The sequence below is a fragment of the Luteimicrobium sp. NPDC057192 genome, from assembly GCF_042670205.1.
GTDB lineage: Bacteria > Actinomycetota > Actinomycetes > Actinomycetales > Cellulomonadaceae > Luteimicrobium.
This window is the reverse complement of sequence record NZ_JBHUWD010000002.1, coordinates 190323-212894: the sequence shown is the minus strand read 5'-3', so window position 1 is coordinate 212894 and position 22572 is coordinate 190323. Positions and strand designations below refer to the sequence as shown.

Sequence of the window (22572 nt, the reverse complement as noted above, 5' to 3'; positions counted from 1 at the left end):
TCAGGAGTCCTTCCGGGTGGGGGCTGCGAGCTCGCGACGGCGACGGTCCGCCCACAGGCTCAGCAGGGTGGTGATCGCGAGCACGACGACGATGTAGCCGAGCGAGAACGCCGTGGAGATCTCCGGGACCTCGACGTGCTCGCCCCCGTTCACGAACGGCAGCTCGTTGGTGTGCAGCGCGTGCAGCACGAGCTTGACGCCGATGAACGCGAGGATCGCGGCGAGCCCGTACGCGAGGAAGACGAGCCGGTCGAGCAGCCCGTCGATGAGGAAGTAGAGCTGGCGCAGACCGAGCAGCGAGAACGCGTTCGCCGCGAACACCAGGTACGTCTCCTGCGTGAGCCCGAAGATCGCGGGGATCGAGTCGACGGCGAACAGGAGGTCGGCGCTGCCGATCGCCAGCATCACGACGAGCAGGGGCGTGACGAACCATCGGCCCGCCCGCCGCACGACCATGTGGCCCTCGACGTAGTCCTCGGTCACCGGCAGCGTGCGCCGCACGAGCCGGAGGAAGCCGTTCTCGTGGTACTCCTCGTCGTCGCCGCTCCGCGCGTGCCTCAGCTGCGACCATGCCGTCCACAGCAGGAACGCGCCGAACAGGTAGAAGACCCAGGAGAAGTTCTCGACGAGCGCCGCGCCGAGCAGGATGAAGATCGTCCGCAGGACCAGCGCGACGGTGATCCCGAGCAGCAGGACCTTCTGCTGCAGGAGCCGCGGTACCCGGAACGTCGCCATGATCAGCACGAACACGAAGAGGTTGTCGACGGACAGGCTCTTCTCCGTGATGTAGCCGGCGAAGTACTCGCCCGCGAAGCCGCCTCCCCAGCCCGCCCAGACGACCAGCCCGAACACGAGCGCGACCGCCACGTACCCGGCCGACCACCAGGCGGACTCGCGCATCGACGGCGCGTGCGGGACACGGGCGTGGCCGACGAAGTCGACGGCGAGCATGGCGAGGATCACGGCGACGGTGACGAGCCAGACCCAGACGGGAACATCCACGGACAGACCTCCGGTACGACGACGGGTACCGAAGGTCTCCTCCACCCGGGATCGGGCCGGCGCCCCGGAGCGCTCACCGACCCTTGACCGGGCCGGCGCGCTCGTGATGACGAGGTCGCCGCGTTCGGGAGTACTCCCCTTCTGACGGGTACCGAGGCTACCAGTCGGCGAGGCGTACGACGACGTCTGCGCGCTGCGCGCCCGGCCGCACGAGCCGTGCGTTCGCCTCGTCGGAGCGTTCCACCCAGGCACGGGCGTCCGCCTCGGACCGGCCGTGCCGCACGTGCCGCGCGACGAGTCCCTCGACCCGGGCGGCGTCGTCCGGGTCGAGGAACCACGCCTCGTCGAGGAGCGGGCGGACGCGGGCCCACGGCCCCTCGTCGAGCAGGAGGTAGTTGCCCTCGGTGACCACGAGCGCCGTGTCGGCGTGCACGGGCACCGCGCCGGCGACCGCCTCCTCGATCTCCCGGCGGAACTCGGGGGCCACGACCACCGGGTCGCCCGGTCCCTGCCCCACGAGCCGTTCGAGGAGCGCGACGAAGCCGGCCGCGTCGAACGTGTCCGGGGCGCCCTTGCGGTCGGCCCGGCCCAGCCGTTCGAGCTCGCGCTGCGCCAGGTGGTACCCGTCCTGCCCGACGACGACGGCCGCGTCCCCAAGCGCGTCCGCCACCTGCGCGGCGAGGGTCGACTTCCCCGAGCCCGGGGGTCCGGCGATGCCGAGCACCCGGCGCCGGCCGTCCGACCGGGCCAGCTCGACGAGGGCCCGCGCCCGCGCCACCAGCTCGTCGCGCGAGGCGACCGTCGGGGGCTCGGCGGAGAGCGCGTCCGTGCCGGGCGGCGCCGTGGGCACGGGCGGCGCGCCGAGCAGCGTGAGCCACGCCCGCGGTCCGGCGACGGTGACGCGCAGCGACGCGACCCGCGCCGCCTCCGCGATCGCCCCGGCGAACGGCGTGCCCGAGGCGAGCGCCCACGCGAGCGCGCCGTGGAACGCGTCACCCGCGCCGAGCGTGTCGACGACGTCGACCCGCGGCACCGGCACGGTCCCCGACCGGTCGCCGTCCCACCACTCGACGGGGTCGCCGCCGTGCGTCACGGCCACCCGGGGCACGCCGACGGCACGCAGCCCGGGACCGACCGCCTCGGCCCGTGCGTCGGGCTCCGGCCCCAGCCGGAAGTCGCCGGACGCTGCCACCACGTCGCACCACGGCACGAGGTCCGCGAGGTGGGGCTTCCAGCGGCCCGCGTCGAGGAGGACCGGCACGCCCGCGGCACGTGCAGCCCTCGCCGCGACCGCCTGGAGCGACGGGTGGTGACCGTCGAGGAGCACGACGTCCTGACCGCGCACCAGCTCGTGGACATGCCCCGGCGGGGCGACCTCGACCCGGCCGCCGTCCGGGGAGACGACCGTCCGCTCCCCCGTGCGCTCGTCGACCGCGACCGCGGAGACGGCCAGCGCGAACCCGCGCGGTCCCACGTCCACGACCCGGACGCCGTGGGACTCGAGGTCGTCGCGTGCAGCCGACGCCGCCGCGCCCGCGCCGAGCGCCGTCACCAGGGTCGCCCGGCCGCCCAGGGCCGCGAACACCACGGCCGCGTTCGCGGCGGGACCGCCCGCGGCCACGTCCTGGCGACGGGCCGTGACCTTCGTGTTGGGGTCGGGCGGCGCGCTGACCCGGTGGACGACGTCGAGCGTCGTCAGGCCGACGAACAGACCGGACGGGAGGGGTTCCCGGTGCGCACGGCCGGCGGGTGGCTGCGATGTGGACGGCACGGCCTCAGCGTAGGCGCGCGAGCGTCACTGCACGCAGAACTCGTTGCCCTCGGGGTCGTGCATGACGATCCAGTACTCGCCGTTCGTCTCGTCGGGGCCGAACTCGCGGACGCGCGTCGCGCCGAGGCCCTCGAGCTTGGTGGCGTGCGTGCGCACGGCGTCGCGCGCGGCGTCGTCGTCCCCGTCGGCAGCGCTGGCGGCGCCGACGTTGACGTCGAGGTGCACGCGGTTCTTCGCGGTCTTCGGCTCGGGGACCTTCTGGAAGAACAGCCGCGGCCCGGCGCCGTCGGGGTCGACAAGCGCGAACGCGCGGTCCCGCTCGTCCGCGGGGACGCCCCAGGCGTCGAGCGCTTCGTCCCAGGTGGCGAAGTCACCCGGCGGCGGCGGCACGACGTAGCCGAGCGCCTCCATCCAGAAGCGCGCGAGCCCTTCCGGGTCGTGCGCGTCGAAGGTCACCTGCACGCTGAACGCCATCGTCTGCCCCTGCCTCGTGTCGGTGCTGCGTCGGTCGGTGCTGGTCTGGGGCCGGGCGCTGCTACGCCGTGGCGGCGTGGAGCTGCCGGAGCTCCTTCTTCAGGTCGGAGATCTCGTCGCGCAGGCGCGCCGCGAGCTCGAACTGGAGCTCGCCGGCCGCCGTGTGCATCTGGTCCGTGAGCTCCTGGATGAGCCCGGCGAGGTCACCGGCGGCCGCGGCGGCGAGCCGGTTGCCGCCGACGCCCTCCTTGACGGGGGCGGTGTCCTTGCCGCCGCTTTTGGACCGGCCCTTCCCGGAGCCGCGGTACCCGGTCGACAGGAGCTCGTCGGTGTCGATGTCCTCGCGCGCGAGCATGTCCGTGACGTCCGCGATCCGCTTGCGCAGCGGGGTCGGGTCGATCCCGTGCTCCTCGTTGTACGCGACCTGCTTGGCGCGGCGCCGGTTCGTCTCGTCGATGGCCAGGGCCATCGCGTCGGTGATCCGGTCCGCGTACATGTGGACCTGGCCGGACACGTTGCGCGCCGCGCGGCCGATCGTCTGGATGAGGGAGGTGCCGGACCGGAGGAAGCCCTCCTTGTCCGCGTCGAGGATCGCGACGAGCGACACCTCGGGCAGGTCGAGGCCCTCGCGCAGCAGGTTGATGCCGACGAGCACGTCGAACTGGCCGAGCCGCAGCTCGCGCAGGAGCTCGACGCGGCGCAGGGTGTCGACCTCGGAGTGCAGGTACCGGACCCGCACGTCCTTGTCGAGCAGGTAGTCCGTGAGGTCCTCGGCCATCTTCTTGGTGAGGGTCGTGACGAGCACGCGCTCGTCCTTGTCGACGCGGTCGCGGATCTCGCCCAGCAGGTCGTCGATCTGGCCCTTGGTGGGCTTGACCACGACCTCCGGGTCGACCAGGCCCGTCGGGCGGATGATCTGCTCGACGACCCCGTCGGACATCGACAGCTCGTACGCGCCGGGCGTCGCGGACAGGTAGACGGTCTGGCCGATCCGGTCGACGAACTCCTCCCACCGCAGCGGCCTGTTGTCCATCGCGGACGGCAGCCGGAACCCGAAGTCCACGAGGTTCCGCTTGCGCGACATGTCGCCCTCGTACATGGCGCCGATCTGCGGGACCGTCACGTGCGACTCGTCGATCACGAGGAGGAAGTCCTCGGGGAAGAAGTCGAGGAGCGTGTTCGGAGGCGAGCCGGGCGTGCGGCCGTCGATGTGCCGCGAGTAGTTCTCGATGCCCGAGCAGGTGCCGATCTGGCGCATCATCTCGATGTCGTACGTGGTGCGCATGCGCAGGCGCTGTGCCTCGAGGAGCTTGTTCTGCCGCTCGAGCTCGTCGAGCCTGTCCGCCAGCTCGGCCTCGATCGAGCCGATCGCGCGCTCCATGCGCTCGGGGCCCGCGACGTAGTGCGTGGCCGGGAAGATGTACGTGCTCCGCTCGGAGCGGATGACCTCACCGCTCAGCGGGTGGAGGAGCTGGATCGACTCGATCTCGTCGCCGAAGAACTCGATCCGGATCGCGAGCTCCTCGTACACGGGGATGATCTCGACCGTGTCGCCCCGCACCCGGAACGTGCCGCGCGTAAACGCCATGTCGTTGCGCGTGTACTGCATGGTGACGAACTGCCGCAGGAGCTGGTCTCGCTCCACCTGGTCCCCGACGTCCAGGCGGACCATCCGGTCCACGTACTCCTGGGGCGTGCCCAGGCCGTAGATGCACGACACCGACGCGACCACGACGACGTCCCGCCGGGTCAGGAGCGAGCTCGTCGCGGAGTGGCGCAGGCGCTCGACCTCGTCGTTGATCGAGCTGTCCTTCTCGATGTAGGTGTCGGTCTGCGCGATGTACGCCTCGGGCTGGTAGTAGTCGTAGTACGAGACGAAGTACTCGACGGCGTTGTTGGGGAGCAGCTCGCGGAACTCGGTGGCGAGCTGCGCGGCGAGCGTCTTGTTGGGGGCCATCACCAGCGTGGGGCGCTGGACCTGCTCGATGAGCCAGGCCGTGGTCGCCGACTTGCCGGTGCCCGTCGCACCGAGGAGCACGACGTCCTTCTCCCCCGCCTGGAGCCGCTGCGTGAGGTCGGCGATGGCGGTCGGCTGGTCGCCCGAGGGGGTGTACTCGGAGACCACCTCGAACGGGGACTCGACGCGCTGGAGGTCGGTGACGGGGCGCATACGCCAACCCTAGGACGGCCCACCCACAGCGGGCTCCGGGGAGCGGCCGCGACGAGAGGAGGTTTCGCCCCGCCTGCACGGGCACGTCCGACATGCGCCGCCCGAGGGCGTGGGTGACAGTGGACGCGTGGCGCGACGACGCGTCGCACGCCGGGGCACAGAGCGAGACGGGGGTCCGATGGTTCGAGCACCACTGCACCGGCGGGCTGCGGCCGGCGCCGCGCTCACCCTGGCACTGAGCGGCGCGATCGCGGTCGGCACGACCATCCCCGCGGCCGACGCCGCCACCGTCTCCGGTCTGCTGCCGCCGTCGTCGGGCATCCTCCCCGGTCCGTCGCCCTCGGGGGACGGCGCGAACGACGGCTGGGGCCCCTGCGTCCCGGACCCCGACCCGGACGCGGCGGGCAACTGCCAGGGCTGGTCCGACGACAAGAGCGGGACCATCAACGGCACCGACGACGCGCCGAACGTGATCGTCGGCAGCGACTTCGCGGCGACCGGCACCGCGGCCGAGACGGAGGGCCTGCTGGTCGTCGACGGGGATGCGTCCTTCGACAAGGGCTACAACGTCGGCTGGGCGATCGGGAGCGGCGTGATCCCTGCCGACCGGGCCGACTGGCTGATCGTCGGCGGCGACGCCACCGTCACGCCGGCCGGCTCGCAGGTCCAGGTCGGGACCACCATCGCGCCGTACCGCACCGGCGACATCCGGGTCGGAGGCACGCACAACTTCCGGGACGCGGCGGTGGCGTCGAGCACCCAGTGGGGGCAGCTCGGCGCGGGTGTCGACACTGGCAATCAGGACCCGCCCACTCAGTTCCAGAACGCGGTGTACAGCGACACGTCCGTCCTGGCCGACGATCACTACGACGACCTGTTCGGTGCCGACGGCACGATGGCGACCTACTCCCAGCAGTGCTACGCGCCGTTGAGCGACCCGGGCGTCACGACGGCCGAGAACCAGGGCGGGACGCTCGCCGTGACACACGGAACGGTCGCCGCCTCCGGCGGCACTCTCACGTTGACGGGACCTGGCACGGGGGACCTCGTGGTCTTCGACCTGCCCGCGACGATCGGGTCGGCGACCTCGCCCGTGTCCGTGGACGTGACGGGCATCCCGACGACGGCGACCATCCTGCTCAACGCCGCGGCGGGCGGGTCCGTCGCGCAGTTCGTCTCCAACATCACGGTCGACGGCGAGCCCAACCCCGCACCGACGTGGCGCGACCAGATCCTCTACAACTATCCGAACGCGACGTCCGTCCGCCTCGGCGGGCCCGTGCAGCTTCCCGGCTCGATCCTCATGGGCCAGCCCGGTTCGACGCTCACCGTCGGCGTCGCCGGCACGAACGGTCGCATCTACACGCCGGGCACCCTCGTCAACGACGGCGGGGCGGGCGTCGGCGCGAGCACCGGCACCGAGAACCACGCCTACCAGTTCACCGGCGAGCTGGGCTGCGCCGCGCTCGTGCCCGCTACCTTCAGCATCCAGAAGGCGATCACGGGTGACGGCGCCGACGCCGTCCCGGCCGACACCGAGTTCACAGTCGACTGGACGGTCACCGGACCGTCGGACAGCCCCGACCTGAACCGCACGGGCACCCTCACCGTCCTCGCGGACGGCACCCCTGCCAACGGCCCGACGGATCTCGCCGACGGCGACGAGGTGACGTTCTCCGAGCCGACCCTTCCGACTGTTCCCGGCATCGACTGGGGCACCCCCTCGATCACGCCGAACCCTGTCAGACTCGGCGGCGACAGCACCGTGAGCGCGGTGACCGTCACGAACACCGCGACGCTCCAGCGCGGGGGCTTCACGATCCGGAAGGTCGTGTCCGACGACTCCGACCCGGGCGCCTCGACCACCACGTTCACGGGGAGCTGGACCTGCGACGCCCCCGACGCGCAGGGTGACGACTCCGGCACGTGGTCGCTCGAGGACGGCGGCACCGTCGCGTTCGACGGCTTCCCCACCGGCACGACATGCTCGGTGTCGGAGGACCGGCCCGACGACGACAACGGCACCTGGTCGTCCTCGGTCGACCCCGCAGGCGACTTCACCATCACCGAGGGCACGTCGGCGACCCGCGTCGTCACCGTCACCAACACGTTCACCAGCACGGTCGGCGGGTTCCAGGTGGAGAAGATCGTCCAGGGCGACGCCGGCGCGACCGTCGACGAGTTCACAATCGACTGGTCCTGCGACCAGCCGAACGCGGACGGCCTGTCGTCGGGCTCGGTCACGCTCCGCGCGGGCGACGAGTCCGATCCGATCACCGGCTTCCCCGTCGGCACGACCTGCACGATCAGCGAGCCGACGGTCGACGACGCGACGGGCACGTGGGAGGCGTCGATCAGCCCAGCGACCGTGACGATCGGCAGCGAGGACACCACCCAGGTCGCGGCCGTCACGGTGACCAACACGTTCACGGCAGCCCGCGGCGGGTTCACGATCCAGAAGGAGGTCACCGGGGATCCCGGCGCCTCCACGACGTCGTTCGACATCGCCTGGCAGTGCTCGGTCGAGAACGTGGACGGCGACGGCTCCGGCGCCGTTCACCTCGCCGACGGCGAGACCGCGACGATCGTGGGCTTCCCGGTCGGCACCACGTGCGCCGTCACCGAGGAGACCCCGACCGACGACAACGGCACCTGGCGCACCCCGGCCGTCGACCCTGGCGAGATCACCGTCGCCGAGGGCGATGCCGCCACCCAGGTCGTCACGGTGACCAATACCTTCGTCGCACCGACGCCGACGCCCACGCCGTCCGAGACGACTCAGGCACCCACGACCGCGGCGCCGAGCACGACCACGCCGGCACCCGCGCCGACGTCCGTTGTCACGACGCCCGACACCGGCGGGGGCGGCCTCGCGACGACGGGCTTCGACATCCTGACGGTCGCGGCGATCGGCGCCTTCCTGGTCGCCCTCGGGCTCGCAGCGATCCTGATCGGCCGACGCCGACACGGCTGAGACGACGCGCGGCCCGGCTCGGGGCCCGGGCCGAGCCCGTGCTGCCGCGGCGCGCTGTGCGGGGCGGCAGCCCTCAGTGCGCGTCGACGCGCAGCGCCGCGACCACGGCGCCGACGACGGCGGCCACCCCCCGCACGAGGTCGCCCTGCGGCAGGCCGGGCTCGCCGCCCGCGACCACGCCGTCGTCGTCGGTGACTCGCTGCCCGGCGACGGGCGGGACGTGCACGAAGCCCGACACGCGCGGCCCCTCGCCGTCGGCGAGGGCGTCCTGGACGGCGTAGAACGTCGCGTTGCAGACGTAGGTCCCCGCCGACGGCGACAGCGCCACGGGGACTCCGGCCTCGCGGACGGCGTCGAGCGCGGCGCGCAGCGGGAGGGTCGACCAGTGGCCCACGGGGCCGCCGGGGACGACCGGCTCGTCGACGGGCTGCGCACCGGCGTTGTCGGGGATCCGGGCGTCGGCGACGTTGACGGCCACGCGCTCGAGGCGCAGCTCGTGCGCCCCGCCGTGCAGCCCGAGCATGACGACGGCGTCGGGCCGGAGCTCGGCGACCGCGTCGAGGACGGCGCGCGGACCGTCCGCGAACGTCACGGGGACCCGGCGGGCGTGCACGACCCCAGGCCCCGACCAGCTGGCGGCGACGGCGTCGGCGGCGTCCCACGAGGGGTTGGTCGCCGCGCCGCCGAAGGGCTCGAAACCGGTGAGGAGGACGACGGGAGCCTCCGCGCTCATCCGACGGACTCGTCCTCGTCGCGGGCTTCGCGCGCGAGCGACGGCCACAGCGCATCCACCTGGGCGCGCAGGTCGTCCGGGGTGCGGGCGCCGTCGAGCACGACGTCGGCGGCGGCGAGCCGCGCCTCGTCGGACGCCTGGGCGGCGAGCCGACCCTCGGCGTCGGCGACGCTCATCCCCCGCTCCTCGACCATCCGGGCGAGGCGGAGGTCGCGCGGCGCGTCCACGACGACGAGCAGGCCGAACGCGTCGCCCTGCCCGGTCTCGACGAGCAGCGGGATGTCGTGCACCACGACCACGTCCGGGTCCGCGGCCGCGGCGCGCGCCTCCTGCTCGGCGGCGCACCGCCGGATCTCCGGGTGGACGATCGCGTTGAGCTGCTCCCGACGCGCCGGCTCGGCGAAGACGATCGCGGCGAGCGCCGGGCGGTCCAGCGACCCGTCAGCCGCGAGGACGCCCACGCCGAACGCGTCGACGACGCGCTCGAGCCCGACGGTCCCGGGTTCGACGACGTCGCGCGCGAGGCGGTCGTGGTCGATGGTCACGGCCCCGAGCTCGGCGAAGCGAGCCAGTGCCACGGACTTGCCGGATGCGATGCCTCCGGTGAGGCCGACGCGGAACATCCCTCCATCCTGCCAGGGGCAGGTCAGGGGTGCCGCGCGGCCGCCGTCCCGTCGGACGGCCCCGCGACGCGCCGCAGCAGCCGGACGAGCTCGTGCTGCTCGGCCGGGTCGAGCCGCTCGAGCAGCCCGCCCGCGCCGGACGCCCGGAGGTCGCCCATCCGCGCGAGCGCGGCGCGGCCGCGGTCGGTGAGCTCGACGAGCGTGGCCCGCCGGTCGTTCGGGTCGGGGTGCCGGACGACGAACCCGTCGCGCTCGGCGGCGTCCACCTTCGAGGTGACGGACCGGGGGCTCACGTCGAGGGTCTCGGCCAGCACGCTGGGACGCTGCACTCCCCCGGCGCGGTCGAGCACGCGCAGCAGCCGGAGCTGGCCCGGGGCGACGGCGTCGTCGCCCAGCTGTGCGTCGGCCTCGCGCCGGACCGCGCGCATCGCGGCGTGGAGGACGGCGACGAACTCGCCGCCCGTCGGGGTCTCGTGCGCGGGGGTACCGTGCGCGGCGGGCGGGTGCGTCGTCGTGGCGGACGGCGTCGTGGTCATAGCCCCAGCCTACCGGGACTCTTGTGTCGTAACAGATAGTGAGCTATACTCACTATCAATTCCCAGCTCATCGATCCCACCGGAGGTCACCTATGGCATTCGGAACCCATGGTGGAGGCGTGCGCGGCGGCGGCCGCGGCATGCGCTCCTTCGTCCAGGACTCCTCGGTCGCCCAGCAGCGGCTCCAGCGCGGCACCCTGCGCCGCATCCTCACCTTCGCCCGCCCCTACCGCCGCGCACTCGGCGGATTCGTGGCGCTCCTCGCCGTCGACGCCGCCGCGGGAGCCGCGAGCCCGCTCGTCGTGAGCCGCCTCATCGACGACGGGATCTCCGCCGGCGACCGGCGCCTCGTCGTCGCGCTCGCCGCGCTCCTCGCAGGCCTTGCCCTCGTGTCCGCGGGCCTCACCGTCGCCGAGCGGTGGCTCTCCTCCCGGATCGGCGAGGGCCTCATCCTCGACCTGCGCACCCAGGTCTTCGACCACGTCCAGCGCATGCCGCTGGCGTTCTTCTCCCGCGCCCGCACGGGCGCGCTCGTCCAGCGCCTCAACGGCGACGTGCTCGGCGCGCAGCAGGCCTTCACCTCGACCCTCTCGAACGTCGTCAGCAACGCGCTGACCATCGTCTTCGTGCTCGCCGCGATGTTCTCGATGTCGTGGCAGCTCACCCTCGTCTCGCTCGTCCTGCTCCCCCTGTTCGTGCTGCCCGCCCGCTGGGTCGGCCGCCGGCTCGCGGGCCTCACGCGCGAGAGCTACGGGCTCAACGCCGACGCCGCGCAGATGATGCAGGAGCGCTTCAACGTCGCGGGCGCCCACCTCGTCAAGGTCTTCGGCCGGCCCGAGCGCGAGTCGGCCGACTTCGCCGAGAAGGCCGGGCGCGTGCGCGACATCGGCGTCCGCACCGCGGTGCTCGGCGTCTACTTCCGCGCGGGCCTGACCGCGGTCGCCGCGGTCGGCGTCGCGATCGTCTACGGGGCGGGCGGCCTCATGGCGATCGGCGGCTCGCTCACCGTCGGCACGGTCGTGGCGCTCACCGCGTATCTCGGGCGGCTCTACGGCCCCATCACGGCGATGTCGAACGTCCAGGTCGACGTCATGACGGCGCTCGTCTCGTTCGAGCGGGTCCTCGAGGTGCTCGACCTGGAGCCGATGGTCGCGGACGCGCCGGGAGCGCACGACCTCGGCGACGACGTCGCCCGGAACGGCGCGACGCTCGAGCTCGACCACGTGCAGTTCCGGTACCCGGCCGCGACCGAGGTCTCGCTCGCGTCGCTCGAGTCCGTCGCCGCGCTCACGAACGACCCGACCCACGACACGCTCGCCGACGTGAGCTTCACCGTGCCCGCGGGCGCGACCGTCGCGCTCGTCGGGCCGTCCGGCGCCGGCAAGACGACGGTCTCCCAGCTCGCGACACGCATGTACGACCCGACCGGCGGAGCCGTCCGCATCGCCGGGACCGACCTGCGCGACGTCACCCAGCAGTCCCTGCACGACGCCGTCGGCGTGGTCACGCAGGAGGCGCACCTCTTCCACGACTCCATCGCGGCGAACCTCCGGTACGCGCGGCCCGACGCCACCGACGCCGACCTGTGGCGGGCGCTCGAGCGCGCCCACGTCGCCGAGCTCGTCCACACGCTGCCCTCCGGCCTCGAGACGGTCGTGGGCGACCGCGGCTACCGCCTGTCCGGCGGTGAGCGGCAGCGGCTCGCGATCGCGCGCATGCTCCTCAAGGAGCCGGCGTTCGTCGTGCTCGACGAGGCCACCGCACACCTCGACTCCGAGTCCGAGGTCGCCGTCCAGGCCGCGCTCGACGAGGCGCTCGCCTCGAGCACCGCGCTCGTGATCGCCCACCGCCTGTCGACGGTCCGCGGCGCGGACCTCATCGTCGTCCTCGACGGCGGCCGGGTCGTCGAGCAGGGCACGCACGCCGAGCTGCTCGCCTCCGGCGGCCTGTACGCGGAGCTCTACCACACGCAGTTCGCCGACGGCGCCACGGGCGAGCCGCTCGAGCCGGTCGCCTGAGGTCCCGCGCTCGGCACCTCGCCCCCGAGCACGCCGAAGGGCCCGGCCCTCGATCCTTCGATCGAGGGCCGGGCCCTTCGTGGTGTCGCGGGGAGCCGCCGACGACGTGCGCCGGCGGCCCGCCGTGATCAGTTGCCGGTCAGCTTCTCGCGCAGAGCGGCGAGCGCCTCGTCCGAGGCCAGCGTGCCCGCGGCGGGCTCGCTCGGAGCCGACGACGAGTACGAGGACGACGACGACGAGGAGGAAGCACCCGAGTCGCTCGAGCCGGCCTCGGCGTCCGCCTTGGCGGCGTCGGAGACCTGGCGACGGTGCGCCTCCCACAGCTCGTGGGCCTTGGCGTACTGCGTCTCCCAGGCCTCACGCTGCGACTCGAAGCCCTCGAGCCACTCGTTCGTCTCCGGGTCGAAGCCCTCGGGGTACTTGTAGTTCCCCTGCTCGTCGTACTCGGCCGCCATGCCGTACAGCGCGGGGTCGAAGTCCTCGGACTCGAGGTCGACACCGTCGTTGGCCTGCTTGAGCGACAGCGAGATGCGGCGACGCTCGAGGTCGATGTCGATGACCTTGACGAAGACGTCGTCACCGACGTTGACGACCTGCTCGGGCAGGTCGACGTGACGCTGCGCGAGCTCGGAGATGTGCACGAGGCCCTCGATGCCGTCCTCGACGCGGACGAACGCGCCGAACGGGACGAGCTTGGTGACCTTGCCCGGCACGACCTGACCGATCGCGTGGGTCCGGGCGAACGTCTGCCACGGGTCCTCCTGCGTCGCCTTCAGCGACAGCGAGACGCGCTCGCGGTCGAAGTCGACGTCGAGCACCTCGACCGTGACCTCCTGGCCGACCTCGACGACCTCGGACGGGTGGTCGATGTGCTTCCAGGACAGCTCCGAGACGTGGACGAGACCGTCGACGCCGCCGAGGTCCACGAACGCACCGAAGTTGACGATCGACGAGACCACACCGGGGCGGACCTGGCCCTTCTGCAGGGTCTGCAGGAAGGTCGAGCGCACCTCGGACTGCGTCTGCTCGAGCCAGGCGCGGCGCGAGAGCACGACGTTGTTGCGGTTCTTGTCGAGCTCGATGATCTTGGCCTCGATCTCCTTGCCGACGTACGGCGCGAGGTCGCGGACACGACGCATCTCCACGAGCGACGCGGGCAGGAAGCCGCGCAGACCGATGTCGAGGATGAGGCCGCCCTTGACGACCTCGATGACGGTGCCCGTGACGACGCCGTCCTCCTCCTTGATCTTCTCGATCGTGCCCCAGGCGCGCTCGTACTGGGCGCGCTTCTTCGACAGGATCAGACGGCCTTCCTTGTCCTCCTTCTGGAGGACCAGGGCCTCGACCTGGTCGCCGACGCCGACGACCTCGGACGGGTCGACGTCGTGCTTGATGGACAGCTCGCGCGAGGGGATGACGCCCTCGGTCTTGTAGCCGATGTCGAGGAGGACCTCGTCGCGGTCGACCTTGACGATGGTGCCCTCGACGATGTCACCGTCGTTGAAGTAACGGATGGTGGCGTCGACGGCAGCGAGGAAGTCCTCTTCGGTGCCGATGTCGTTGACGGCAACCTGGGGAACAGACTTCGCGGGGGTGGAGATGGTCATTGAGTTCGATGCTCCGATGCGGACAGGACGTAGTGCGGACAGGGATGGTGGTGCGGTACCGTCGGCCGTCACCGGCGCGAGCCGGGGGACGATCGGGGGCCGTGAGCGTCAGCCAGGCTGCCGAGGACGACCGTGCCGCCGACGACTGCGCCGAGAACGCAATACACCGCGTGCCATGTTAGTCGGAACGTCATGGGCAGGTCAAAGGCGCCGGCCCGCGGCTACGCGAGCGCGTCCGCGACCCGCAACAGCTCGTCGGGGACGTGCTTGACCCGACCCGCGACCTCGTCGAACGGGACCAGCTGCACCTCGTCGCCGCGCAGCGCGGTCATGACGCTCGTCCGGCCGGACGCCGCGGCGTCGACCGCGGCGACGCCGAAGCGCGACCCGAGGATGCGGTCCGTCGGCGTGGGCGAGCCGCCGCGCTGGACGTGCCCGAGCACGGTCAGCCGTGTGTCGAACCCGGTCCGCTGCGCGATCTCGTTCGCGACCGCCTCCCCGACCGAACCGGCGACGATCTCGCCGAACCGGCCGAGCTTCTGCGTGAAGTCCATCGCCGTCCCCTCCGCGGGGACCGCGCCCTCGGCGACGACGACGATCGAGAAGCTCGCGTGCGCCCGGTGCCGGTGCCGCAGGAACTTCACGACGCGTTCGATGTCGAACGGCCGCTCGGGCGCGAGCACGACCTCCGCGCCGCCCGCGATCCCGGCGTTGACCGCGATCCAGCCGGCGTGGCGACCCATCACCTCGACGACCATGACACGGTTGTGGGACTCGGCCGTCGTGTGGAGGCGGTCGATCGCGTCGGTCGCGATGTTCACGGCGGTGTGGAACCCGATGGACAGGTCCGTGCCGACCACGTCGTTGTCGATCGTCTTCGGGATCGCGATCATCGGCACCCCCGCCTCCGCGACCTTGCTGGCGGCGTGCACCGTGCCGTCGCCCCCGATGCAGACGAGCGCGTCGATGCGCTCCGCCTCGAGCGTGCCGAGGACCGCGTCCATCCCGCCGTCCTCGGAGTGCGGGTGGAACCGCGCCGTCCCCAGCAGCGTCCCGCCGACGGGGAGCACGTTGCGGATGTCGGACCGTCCGAGCGGCTGGACGTCGCCCTGCGCGACACCCTTCCAGCCGTTGCGGAACCCGATCACCGAGTGCCCGTACTCCCCCAGCGCGTGCTTGACCACGCCGCGGATCGCAGCATTCAGTCCGGGGCAGTCGCCGCCACCCGTGAGAAGTCCGATGCGCATCCCAGCTCCCGTCGTCCGTCTGCTGCGGCCGCGCGCCGGGCGGAGGAGGGGTCCGCTGCGCGCACGGCCCCGTCACCACGGCCGACCCTAGCGAACCGGGCACGGTCGCGAGCGCACCGCGCGACCACCGAGACTAGGGCCATGTCCGAGCACCCCTCCTCCGCCGGCTACCGCGACGTCCCCGACGAGGCGGGCGGCAACGCGGCTCGCAGCTGGTGGGACGCGGAGGCGCCCGAGTACCTCGCCGAGCACGGCGGTTTCCTCGGGGACGCCGACTTCGTCTGGGGTCCGGAGGGCCTGCGCGAGGCCGACGCCCACCTGCTCGGCGACGTCTCCGGGCGCGGCGTCCTCGAGATCGGCGCGGGCGCCGCACAGTGCTCGCGGTGGCTCGTGCGCGCCGGGGCGCGGGCGCTCGCCACCGACGTCTCGCACGGGATGCTCGCCCAGGCCGCCGCACTCGACCGGGCCACGGGCGTCCGCGTCCCGCTCGTCCAGGCCGACGCCCGGTCGCTGCCCTTCCCCGACGCCGGCTTCGACGCCGTCTTCACGGCCTTCGGGGCGCTCCCGTTCCTGCCCGACGCCGTCCGCGTGCACCGCGAGGCGGCGCGCGTCGTGCGTCCCGGCGGACGCTGGGTGTTCTCCGTGACGCATCCGCTCCGGTGGGCGTTCCCCGACGACCCGTCGGAGCACGGGCTGACCGCGCGGCGGTCGTACTTCGACCGGCGGCCGTACGTCGAGACCGCCGAGGACGGCCGCGTCCTGTACGCGGAGTACCACCGGACGGTCGGCGACCACGTGCGCGACGTCGTCGCTGCGGGGCTGGTGGTGGACGACGTCGTCGAGCCCGAGTGGCCCGCCGACAACACGAACGTGTGGGGCGGGTGGGGCCCGGTGCGCGGCGCCTACCTGCCCGGCACCGCGGTGTTCGTGACGCACCGCCCCTGACCCCGGTCCGCGCGTCGGTCCACGACGACTCCCCGGTCAGTGCCCGGCGTCGTGCCAGCTGCGCCCGACGCCGACGGAGACGTCGAGCGGGACCGACAGGTCGGCGGCGCTGCCCATCTGGGCGCGGACGACCTCCTCGACCGCGTCCCGCTCCCCCGCGGCGACCTCGAGCACGAGCTCGTCGTGGACCTGCAGGAGCAGGCGCGAGCGCAGCCCCCGCTCGGTGAGCTCCCGCTCGACGCCGAGCATCGCGATCTTGATGAGGTCGGCGGCGCTGCCCTGGATCGGGGCGTTGAGCGCCATGCGCTCCGCCATGTCGCGGCGCTGCCGGTTGTCGCTCGTGAGGTCCGGCAGGTAGCGCCGGCGGCCGAAGATCGTCGCCGTGTACCCCGTGGCACGCGCCTCGTCGACGACGCCCGACAGGTACTCCCGGACCCCGCCGAACCGCGAGAAGTAGTCGTCCATGAGGCCCTGCGCCTCGCCGACCTCGATGCTCAGCTGCTTCGAGAGCCCGTACGACGACAGCCCGTACGCGAGCCCGTAGCTCATGGCCTTGATCTTGGAGCGCATCGCGGGCGTGACGTCCGCGGGCGCGACCTCGAAGACCCTGGAACCGACGTACCGGTGCAGGTCCTCGCCCGAGCGGAACGCGTCGATCAGCCCCTCGTCGCCCGACAGGTGCGCCATGATCCGCATCTCGATCTGGCTGTAGTCGGCCGTCAGGAGCTGCTCGTAGCCCTCCCCGACGACGAACGCCCGGCGGATCCGGCGCCCCTCCTCCGTGCGGATCGGGATGTTCTGGAGGTTCGGGTCGGTCGAGCTGAGGCGTCCGGTGGCCGCGATGGTCTGTTGGAACGTCGTGTGGATGCGCCCGTCGGGCGCGACGGACTTGAGCAGGCCCTCGACCGTCTGGCGCAGGCGCGTGACGTCGCGGTGCGCGAGCAGGTGCTCGAGGAACGGGTGCCCGGTCCGCTCGTAGAGGTCCGCGAGAGCTGCCGCGTCGGTCGTGTACCCCGTCTTGATCTTCTTGGTCTTGGGCATCGCGAGCTGGTCGAACAGCACCTCCTGGAGCTGCTTGGGCGAACCGAGGTTCACCTCGCGACCGATCGCGTCGTACGCCTCCTCCGCCTCGCGGGCGACCTGCGCGCCGAACTGCTCCTCGAGCTCCGTCAGGTACGGCACGTCCGCGGCGATGCCGCGCCGCTCCATGTGGGCGAGCACGTCGGACAGCGGGATCTCGACGTCCGTGAGCAGCGCCGAGGCGCCGCGGTCCGCGACCTCCTCCTCGAGCACCTGCGCCAGCTCGACGACGGCCGCCGCCCGGGTCGCGGAGCGCGACCCCTCGCCCTGCTCGTCGAGCGCCAGGTCGAGGGTTCCCTGCGCCTCGGGCTCGGCCGCGACGAGCGTCCGGTGCAGCAGCCGTTCGACGAGCTCGCCGAGGTCGTAGCCGCGCTGATCCGGGTAGCACAGGTAGGCGGCCAGCTCGGTGTCGAGGACGACGCCGCGGAGCTCGTAGCCGCGGGCGGCGAGCTCGTGCCACGCCTCCTTGGCGCCGTGCAGCACCTTCGGCGCCTCGGGGTCGGCGAGCCAAGCGGCCAGCGCCTCCTCCGCGCGCGGGCTCAGGTCCGCGAGGTCGAGCGCGAACGCGGCCCCGCCGTCGTCGGCGACGGCGACCGCCCAGGCGTCCGCACCCGACGGCGACGGCTTGCCGTCGACCACCAGGCCCAGGCGTTGCCCGGCACGGTCCGCGAGCCAGGAGCCCGGGCCGTCCTCGCCGAGCTCGTGGACGGTCACGGCGACCGCGGCCTGCGCCGCGACGGCCTCGGTCGCGCCCGCGGCCGGGTCGACGGCGAGCACGCGGTCGCGCAGCGGGCCGAACTGCAGCGCGTCCGCGACCCGGAACAGCGCGTCCCGGTCGAAGCCCCGCAGCGCGAGGTCGTCGGGCCCGTACGGCAGCTCGACGTCGCGCAGGAGCGCGTTGAGCTCACGGTTGAGCCGCACCTGGCCGGCGTGCTCGCGCAGCGCCTCGCCCCGCTTGCCCGTGACCGAGTCCTGCTGGTCGAGGAGCGCGTCCAGGTCGCCGTACTGGCCGATCCACTTCGCGGCCACCCCCGGCCCCACGCCGGGGACGCCCGGCAGGTTGTCGCTCGTCTCACCGACCAGCGCGGCGAGGTCCGGGTAGCGCTCCGGCGGCACGCCGTACTTGTCGGCGACGGCGTCCGGCGTCATCCGCGCGAGCTCGGAGACACCACGCACCGGGTAGAGGACCGTGACGTGCTCGGTCACGAGCTGGAGCGAGTCGCGGTCCCCCGAGCAGATCAGGACGTCCATGCCGGCGGCCTCGGCCTGGCCGGCGAGCGTCGCGAGGATGTCGTCCGCCTCGATCCCCGCACGCTCGAGCGTGGGGACCTGGAGCGCCGCGAGGACCTCCTTGATGAGCGGGACCTGCCCGCGGAAGGCCTCCGGCGTCGCGGACCGGGTGCCCTTGTACTCGGGGTAGCGCTCCGTCCGGAACGTCTGGCGGCCCGCGTCGAAGGCGACGGCGACGTGCGTCGGCTGCTCGTCCCGCAGGAGGTTGGTGAGCATCGACGTGAAGCCGTAGACGGCGTTCGTGACCTCGCCGGTGGTCGTGACCATCGTGTCGGGCAGGGCGAAGAACGCCCGGAACGCCATCGAGTGCCCGTCGATCAGGAGCAGGACGGGACGAGGAGTGCCGGCAGTGCTGTCGCTGGCTCGCGCTGGGGTGCTCACGGGTGCCAACCTATCGGTCATGACCCACATCCCGGACCTGCAGTGGTGGCGCGAGCACTCCCAGGGGACTCTCCTCGACCGGCTCGGCATCGAGCTGCTCGAGGTCGCCCCGGAACGCGCCGTCGGAACGATGCCCGTGGCGGGCAACACCCAGCCCGCGGGCCTGCTGCACGGGGGCGCGAGCGCGGCCCTGGGCGAGACGCTCGGCTCGATCGCGGCGTGGGTGCACGGCGGCGTGGACCGGCACGTCGTGGGGCTCGAGCTCAACGCGACGCACCACCGGTCGGCGCGCGACGGCGTCGTGACGGGTGTCGCGACGGCGCTCCACCTGGGGCGCACGACCGCGAGCTACGAGATCGTCGTGAGCGACGAGGCAGACCGTCGCCTCAGCACCGTGCGGCTCACCTGCCTGATCCTCGACCCGCGCTGACGCGGGGTCCCGGCGCGACGCCCTGACGACGGGGCGTCGCGCGACCGGGCTCAGCCCACGAGGCGCTCGGTGCCCGCACCGTCGGTGAGGCGGCCCCGCACGGCGTCCAGGTCCACGGACCCGGTCGGAGCGCCGCCCCGGCTCCTGCGCCGCCGCGCGATGAGCTCCTCGAGGCTCCCGGTCCGGCCGCGGTGCCGCTGGCCGTGGGCCTCCGCGACGAGGCGGCGCTGCAGGACGCTCGTCGAGACGTACCGGTGGGTCGCGGCGGGCGCGAACCCGATGCGGGCGAGGAAGCGCTGGACGCCTCGCGACCCCGGGATCGGCACCGCGTAGACGTCGCTCGCACCCTCCGTGGCAGCCAGCTCGGCCGTTGCGGCAAGGAGCGCGTGGCCCACGCCGCGCCGACGGACCTCGGTGCGCACGTACAGGCCCTCGAGGTAGAGGACCGTCTTGGGGAGGAAGCCGTTGCTCCCCAGCGTCCGCGCCAGGACGAAGCCCGCGACGCGCCCGTCGACCCGCGCCACCAGCACGTGCCCGCCCGGGACGCTCAGCAGGACGCCGAGCTGCTCGGCGATCTTGCCCGGCTCCGGGGCGCACAGCTGGACGCCCGCCGACGACTCCTCACGGGCCAGCGCACAGACACCGGCGAGCTCCGCCAGGTCGGCGGGCTGGGCTGCCGTCACCTCGACCGCGACGCGCACGTGGGACCTCCTTCGTCGGGTGGAACAGGGCAGGAGCCGAGGGCTCCTCGGTGCTGCTCCGTCGCCCGGCCCCCTGCTGCGGTTCCTCCCGCGGCGCGCGACAGCTCGACACCATAGTCCTGTCTGGACACTCGTCCAAGAGGGAGGGCGCACCGGGGTGCGCCCCCGCCGGACGAGACGACAGGACTCAGGCGCCGCCGACCTGCTCGATGACCGCGTCAGCGACCTCGCGCATCGTGAGACGACGGTCCATCGAGGTCTTCTGGATCCACCGGAACGACTCGGGCTCCGACAGGCCCATCTTCGTCATCAGCAGGCCCTTGGCACGGTCGACGCGCTTGCGGGTCTCGAACCGCTCGGCGAGGTCCGCGACCTCGGACTCGAGCGCGCTGATCTGCGTGTAGCGCGAGATCGCGATCTCGACCGCAGGCAGCAGGTCGGCCGGCGTGAACGGCTTGACCACGTACGCCATGGCGCCCGCGTCGCGCGCGCGCTCGACGAGCTCGCGCTGCGAGAACGCCGTCAGGAGCACCACGGGCGCGCTGCGCGCCTTGCCGATCCGCTCCGCGGCGGAGATGCCGTCGAGCTCGGGCATCTTCACGTCCATCACGACGACGTCGGGTCGCAGCTCCTCGGCGAGCCGCACCGCGGTCTCGCCGTCGCCGGCCTCGCCGACCACGTCGAAGCCGCCGTCGCGGAGCGTCTCGACGACGTCCATGCGGATCAGCGCCTCGTCCTCGGCGACGACGGCGCGTCGGGCCGGGCCGGACTGCTTGGCGGGTGCGGGCTCGGTCTCCACCAGGGGCGGCAGGTCGAGCGGGGTGGCGTCGTTGTCAGGGGCGTCGTTCTGGGTCACCTGCACATCGTAGTGCGCGCACCGCCCCCACGTCCGACGACGGAGTGTGACGTCCGCCGTCGGCGGACGGATTCCTCGCCGCCACGCGTCGTGTGGTTCGATGGCGCCATGCCCCGGTAGCCCAACTGGCAGAGGCGTTCGGCTCAAACCCGATCCAGTGTGGGTTCGAATCCCACCCGGGGCACCCTCTTCCCCCGCGCCTGCGTCGAACGCGCGCGGAGACGACGACGCCCGGACCCACGAGGGTCCGGGCGTCGTCGTTCGGAGCGCGAGGGTCACGCCTTGCGGGCGTTGTCCGTCTCGTCGCCGATCTTGTGCACGAGGATCGAGTTCGTGGTGCCGGAGACGCCGATCGGCGCACCGGAGACCACGACCACGAGGTCGTTCTTCTCGGCCAGGCCGTTGGCCTGCAGGGTCTGGTCGACCTGCGAGACCATCGCGTCGGTCGAGTCGACCGGCGGCACCTGGTACGCCTGGACGCCCCACGTGAGCGCGAGGACCGCGCGCACGTGCTCGTCCGGGGTGAACGCGAGCAGCGGGATCTGCGAGCGCAGGCGCGACATGCGGCGCGCCGAGTCGCCGGACTGCGTGAAGGTCACGAGGTACTTCACGCTGAGCGTCTCGCCGATCTCGGCGGCCGCGCGCGTGATGGCGCCACCGCGCGTGCCGGGGGTCGAGCCGAGGGGCGCGATGCGCTCCCGGCCGAGCTCCTCGGTCGCCTCGATGATCCGGCCCATGGTGCGGACCGTCTCGATCGGGTACTCGCCCACGCTCGTCTCGCCCGAGAGCATGACCGCGTCCGCGCCGTCGAGCACCGCGTTGGCGCAGTCGGACGCCTCGGCGCGCGTCGGGCGCGGGTTGTTGGTCATCGACTCGAGGACCTGGGTCGCGACGATCACCGGCTTGGCGTTGCGGCGCGCGAGCTCCACGGCGCGCTTCTGCATGATCGGGACCTGCTCGAGCGGGACCTCGACGGCCAGGTCGCCGCGGGCGACCATGATGCCGTCGAACGCGTCGACGATCTCCGTGAGGTTCTCGATGGCCTGCGGCTTCTCGATCTTGGCGATGACCGGGACGACGCGCCCCTCGTCGTCCATGATCGCGCGGACGTCGTCGTAGTCCTTCGCGTTGCGGACGAACGACAGCGCGATGAGGTCGGCGCCCATCCGGAGCGCCCAGCGCAGGTCCTCGCGGTCCTTCTCCGAGAGCGCGGGCACGGAGACCGCGACGCCCGGCAGGTTGATGCCCTTGTGGTCCGAGACCTGGCCGGCGACCTCGACACGCGTCACGACGTCGTTGCCCTCGACCGCGGTCACGCGGACCTGGACCTTGCCGTCGTCGATGAGGAGCGGGTCACCGACGCGCGCGTCGCCCGTGAGGCCCTTGAACGTCGTCGACACGCGCTCGGCGGTGCCCTCGACGTCGTCGGTGGTGATGACGAAGGTGTCGCCCTCGTTGAGGTAGGGCTTGACGCCGTCCTTGAAGGAGCCGAGACGGATCTTGGGGCCCTGCAGGTCGACGAGCACCGCGACGTTGCGTCCGGAGGCCTTCGCCGCCTCGCGCACCCCGTGGTAGACGGCCTCGTGCGCCTCCTGGCTTCCGTGGCTCCGGTTGATCCGGGCGACGTCGAGGCCGGCGTCGACGAGCGCGCGGAGCATCTCCGGGGTCTCGGTCGCGGGTCCGATGGTGGCAACGATCTTTGCTCTGCGCATGGCTCCAGCCTACTTGTCGATA

General features: G+C 72.7%; 17 protein-coding genes and 1 tRNA gene. 5 read left to right on the top strand and 13 right to left on the bottom strand.

Going from position 1 to position 22572, the window contains the following annotated elements:
- The 4 genes from ACFT5B_RS02435 to uvrB form a co-directional block, all read right to left on the bottom strand.
- The gene (locus tag ACFT5B_RS02435; protein ID WP_386796380.1) at positions 1–1002 is read right to left on the bottom strand and encodes a TerC family protein; all 1002 of its coding nucleotides are present in this window, start codon (positions 1000–1002) and stop codon (positions 1–3) included.
- Between the two features lie 157 nt (positions 1003–1159).
- Complete coding sequence (locus ACFT5B_RS02430; RefSeq protein WP_386796379.1) at positions 1160–2773, bottom strand: nucleoside/nucleotide kinase family protein; 1614 nt, start codon at positions 2771–2773, stop codon at positions 1160–1162.
- A gap of 24 nt (positions 2774–2797) precedes the next feature.
- A complete protein-coding gene (locus ACFT5B_RS02425) occupies positions 2798–3247 on the bottom strand; it encodes a VOC family protein (protein ID WP_386796378.1) in 450 nt (149 codons plus the stop codon).
- A gap of 61 nt (positions 3248–3308) precedes the next feature.
- Positions 3309–5417, bottom strand: coding sequence for an excinuclease ABC subunit UvrB (uvrB, locus tag ACFT5B_RS02420; protein ID WP_386796377.1), 2109 nt, complete (start codon positions 5415–5417; stop codon positions 3309–3311).
- Between the two features lie 178 nt (positions 5418–5595).
- Between uvrB and ACFT5B_RS02415 the strand changes: the two genes are divergently transcribed.
- Complete coding sequence (locus tag ACFT5B_RS02415; RefSeq protein ID WP_386796376.1) at positions 5596–8391, top strand: DUF5979 domain-containing protein; 2796 nt, start codon at positions 5596–5598, stop codon at positions 8389–8391.
- A 73-nt stretch (positions 8392–8464) separates the two neighbouring features.
- Here ACFT5B_RS02415 and ACFT5B_RS02410 read toward each other — a convergent pair whose 3' ends face one another.
- Genes ACFT5B_RS02410 through ACFT5B_RS02400 form a run of 3 tightly spaced genes read right to left on the bottom strand, consistent with a single transcriptional unit; the run spans position 8465 to position 10283 of the window.
- The gene (locus ACFT5B_RS02410; protein ID WP_386796375.1) at positions 8465–9124 is read right to left on the bottom strand and encodes a pyroglutamyl-peptidase I; all 660 of its coding nucleotides are present in this window, start codon (positions 9122–9124) and stop codon (positions 8465–8467) included.
- Complete coding sequence (gene coaE / locus ACFT5B_RS02405; protein WP_386796374.1) at positions 9121–9747, bottom strand: dephospho-CoA kinase; 627 nt, start codon at positions 9745–9747, stop codon at positions 9121–9123. The genes ACFT5B_RS02410 and coaE overlap by 4 nt, the downstream gene beginning before the upstream one ends.
- A gap of 23 nt (positions 9748–9770) precedes the next feature.
- Positions 9771–10283 (bottom strand): MarR family winged helix-turn-helix transcriptional regulator, encoded by a 513-nt coding sequence (locus ACFT5B_RS02400; RefSeq protein ID WP_386796373.1) that lies wholly within the window; start codon positions 10281–10283, stop codon positions 9771–9773.
- A 140-nt stretch (positions 10284–10423) separates the two neighbouring features.
- On the opposite strand from ACFT5B_RS02400, the gene ACFT5B_RS02395 reads away from it, so the two are divergent.
- Positions 10424–12301, top strand: coding sequence for an ABC transporter ATP-binding protein (locus tag ACFT5B_RS02395; RefSeq protein WP_386796428.1), 1878 nt, complete (start codon positions 10424–10426; stop codon positions 12299–12301).
- Between the two features lie 128 nt (positions 12302–12429).
- Here ACFT5B_RS02395 and rpsA read toward each other — a convergent pair whose 3' ends face one another.
- On the bottom strand, positions 12430–13908 hold the full coding sequence (rpsA, locus tag ACFT5B_RS02390; RefSeq protein ID WP_386796372.1) for a 30S ribosomal protein S1: 1479 nt from the start codon (positions 13906–13908) through the stop codon (positions 12430–12432).
- Positions 13909–14129: 221 nt separating this feature from the next.
- On the bottom strand, positions 14130–15155 hold the full coding sequence (locus ACFT5B_RS02385; RefSeq protein ID WP_386796371.1) for a 6-phosphofructokinase: 1026 nt from the start codon (positions 15153–15155) through the stop codon (positions 14130–14132).
- 141 nt (positions 15156–15296) lie between these two features.
- On the opposite strand from ACFT5B_RS02385, the gene ACFT5B_RS02380 reads away from it, so the two are divergent.
- Positions 15297–16100, top strand: a complete 804-nt coding sequence (locus ACFT5B_RS02380) for a class I SAM-dependent methyltransferase (RefSeq protein ID WP_386796370.1) — start codon at positions 15297–15299, stop codon at positions 16098–16100.
- A gap of 36 nt (positions 16101–16136) precedes the next feature.
- On the opposite strand, the gene polA is transcribed toward ACFT5B_RS02380, so the two are convergent.
- Positions 16137–18872, bottom strand: coding sequence for a DNA polymerase I (gene polA, locus ACFT5B_RS02375; protein ID WP_386796369.1), 2736 nt, complete (start codon positions 18870–18872; stop codon positions 16137–16139).
- Between polA and ACFT5B_RS02370 the strand changes: the two genes are divergently transcribed.
- Positions 18871–19281 carry a hotdog fold thioesterase gene (locus ACFT5B_RS02370; protein ID WP_386796368.1) on the top strand — a complete coding sequence of 137 codons (411 nt, stop codon included), beginning with the start codon at positions 18871–18873 and terminating at the stop codon, positions 19279–19281. The genes polA and ACFT5B_RS02370 overlap by 2 nt on opposite strands.
- Before the next feature lie 50 nt (positions 19282–19331).
- Here the strand turns inward: ACFT5B_RS02370 and ACFT5B_RS02365 are convergent, their stop codons facing one another.
- Together ACFT5B_RS02365 and ACFT5B_RS02360 are read right to left on the bottom strand one after the other, a co-directional pair.
- A complete protein-coding gene (locus ACFT5B_RS02365; RefSeq protein ID WP_386796367.1) occupies positions 19332–19982 on the bottom strand; it encodes a GNAT family N-acetyltransferase in 651 nt (216 codons plus the stop codon).
- 187 nt (positions 19983–20169) lie between these two features.
- Positions 20170–20838, bottom strand: coding sequence for an ANTAR domain-containing response regulator (locus tag ACFT5B_RS02360; protein ID WP_386796366.1), 669 nt, complete (start codon positions 20836–20838; stop codon positions 20170–20172).
- 110 nt (positions 20839–20948) lie between these two features.
- On the opposite strand from ACFT5B_RS02360, the gene ACFT5B_RS02355 reads away from it, so the two are divergent.
- Positions 20949–21022, top strand: a tRNA-Leu gene (locus tag ACFT5B_RS02355).
- A 91-nt stretch (positions 21023–21113) separates the two neighbouring features.
- On the opposite strand, the gene pyk is transcribed toward ACFT5B_RS02355, so the two are convergent.
- Positions 21114–22550, bottom strand: a complete 1437-nt coding sequence (pyk, locus tag ACFT5B_RS02350; protein ID WP_386796365.1) for a pyruvate kinase — start codon at positions 22548–22550, stop codon at positions 21114–21116.
- Positions 22551–22572: the final 22 nt, after the last annotated feature.

Excerpts from the sequence above, each read along its gene's own strand:
- ACFT5B_RS02425 (WP_386796378.1), bottom strand. The coding sequence starts at position 3,247 with ATGGCGTTCAGCGTGCAGGTGACCTTCGACGCGCACGACCCGGAAGGG.
- uvrB (WP_386796377.1), bottom strand. The coding sequence starts at position 5,417 with ATGCGCCCCGTCACCGACCTCCAGCGCGTCGAGTCCCCGTTCGAGGTG.
- ACFT5B_RS02415 (WP_386796376.1), top strand. The coding sequence starts at position 5,596 with ATGGTTCGAGCACCACTGCACCGGCGGGCTGCGGCCGGCGCCGCGCTC.
- ACFT5B_RS02410 (WP_386796375.1), bottom strand. The coding sequence starts at position 9,124 with ATGAGCGCGGAGGCTCCCGTCGTCCTCCTCACCGGTTTCGAGCCCTTC.
- coaE (WP_386796374.1), bottom strand. The coding sequence starts at position 9,747 with ATGTTCCGCGTCGGCCTCACCGGAGGCATCGCATCCGGCAAGTCCGTG.
- ACFT5B_RS02400 (WP_386796373.1), bottom strand. The coding sequence starts at position 10,283 with ATGACCACGACGCCGTCCGCCACGACGACGCACCCGCCCGCCGCGCAC.
- ACFT5B_RS02395 (WP_386796428.1), top strand. The coding sequence starts at position 10,424 with ATGCGCTCCTTCGTCCAGGACTCCTCGGTCGCCCAGCAGCGGCTCCAG.
- rpsA (WP_386796372.1), bottom strand. The coding sequence starts at position 13,908 with ATGACCATCTCCACCCCCGCGAAGTCTGTTCCCCAGGTTGCCGTCAAC.
- ACFT5B_RS02385 (WP_386796371.1), bottom strand. The coding sequence starts at position 15,155 with ATGCGCATCGGACTTCTCACGGGTGGCGGCGACTGCCCCGGACTGAAT.
- ACFT5B_RS02380 (WP_386796370.1), top strand. The coding sequence starts at position 15,297 with ATGTCCGAGCACCCCTCCTCCGCCGGCTACCGCGACGTCCCCGACGAG.
- ACFT5B_RS02370 (WP_386796368.1), top strand. The coding sequence starts at position 18,871 with ATGACCCACATCCCGGACCTGCAGTGGTGGCGCGAGCACTCCCAGGGG.
- polA (WP_386796369.1), bottom strand. The coding sequence starts at position 18,872 with ATGACCGATAGGTTGGCACCCGTGAGCACCCCAGCGCGAGCCAGCGAC.
- pyk (WP_386796365.1), bottom strand. The coding sequence starts at position 22,550 with ATGCGCAGAGCAAAGATCGTTGCCACCATCGGACCCGCGACCGAGACC.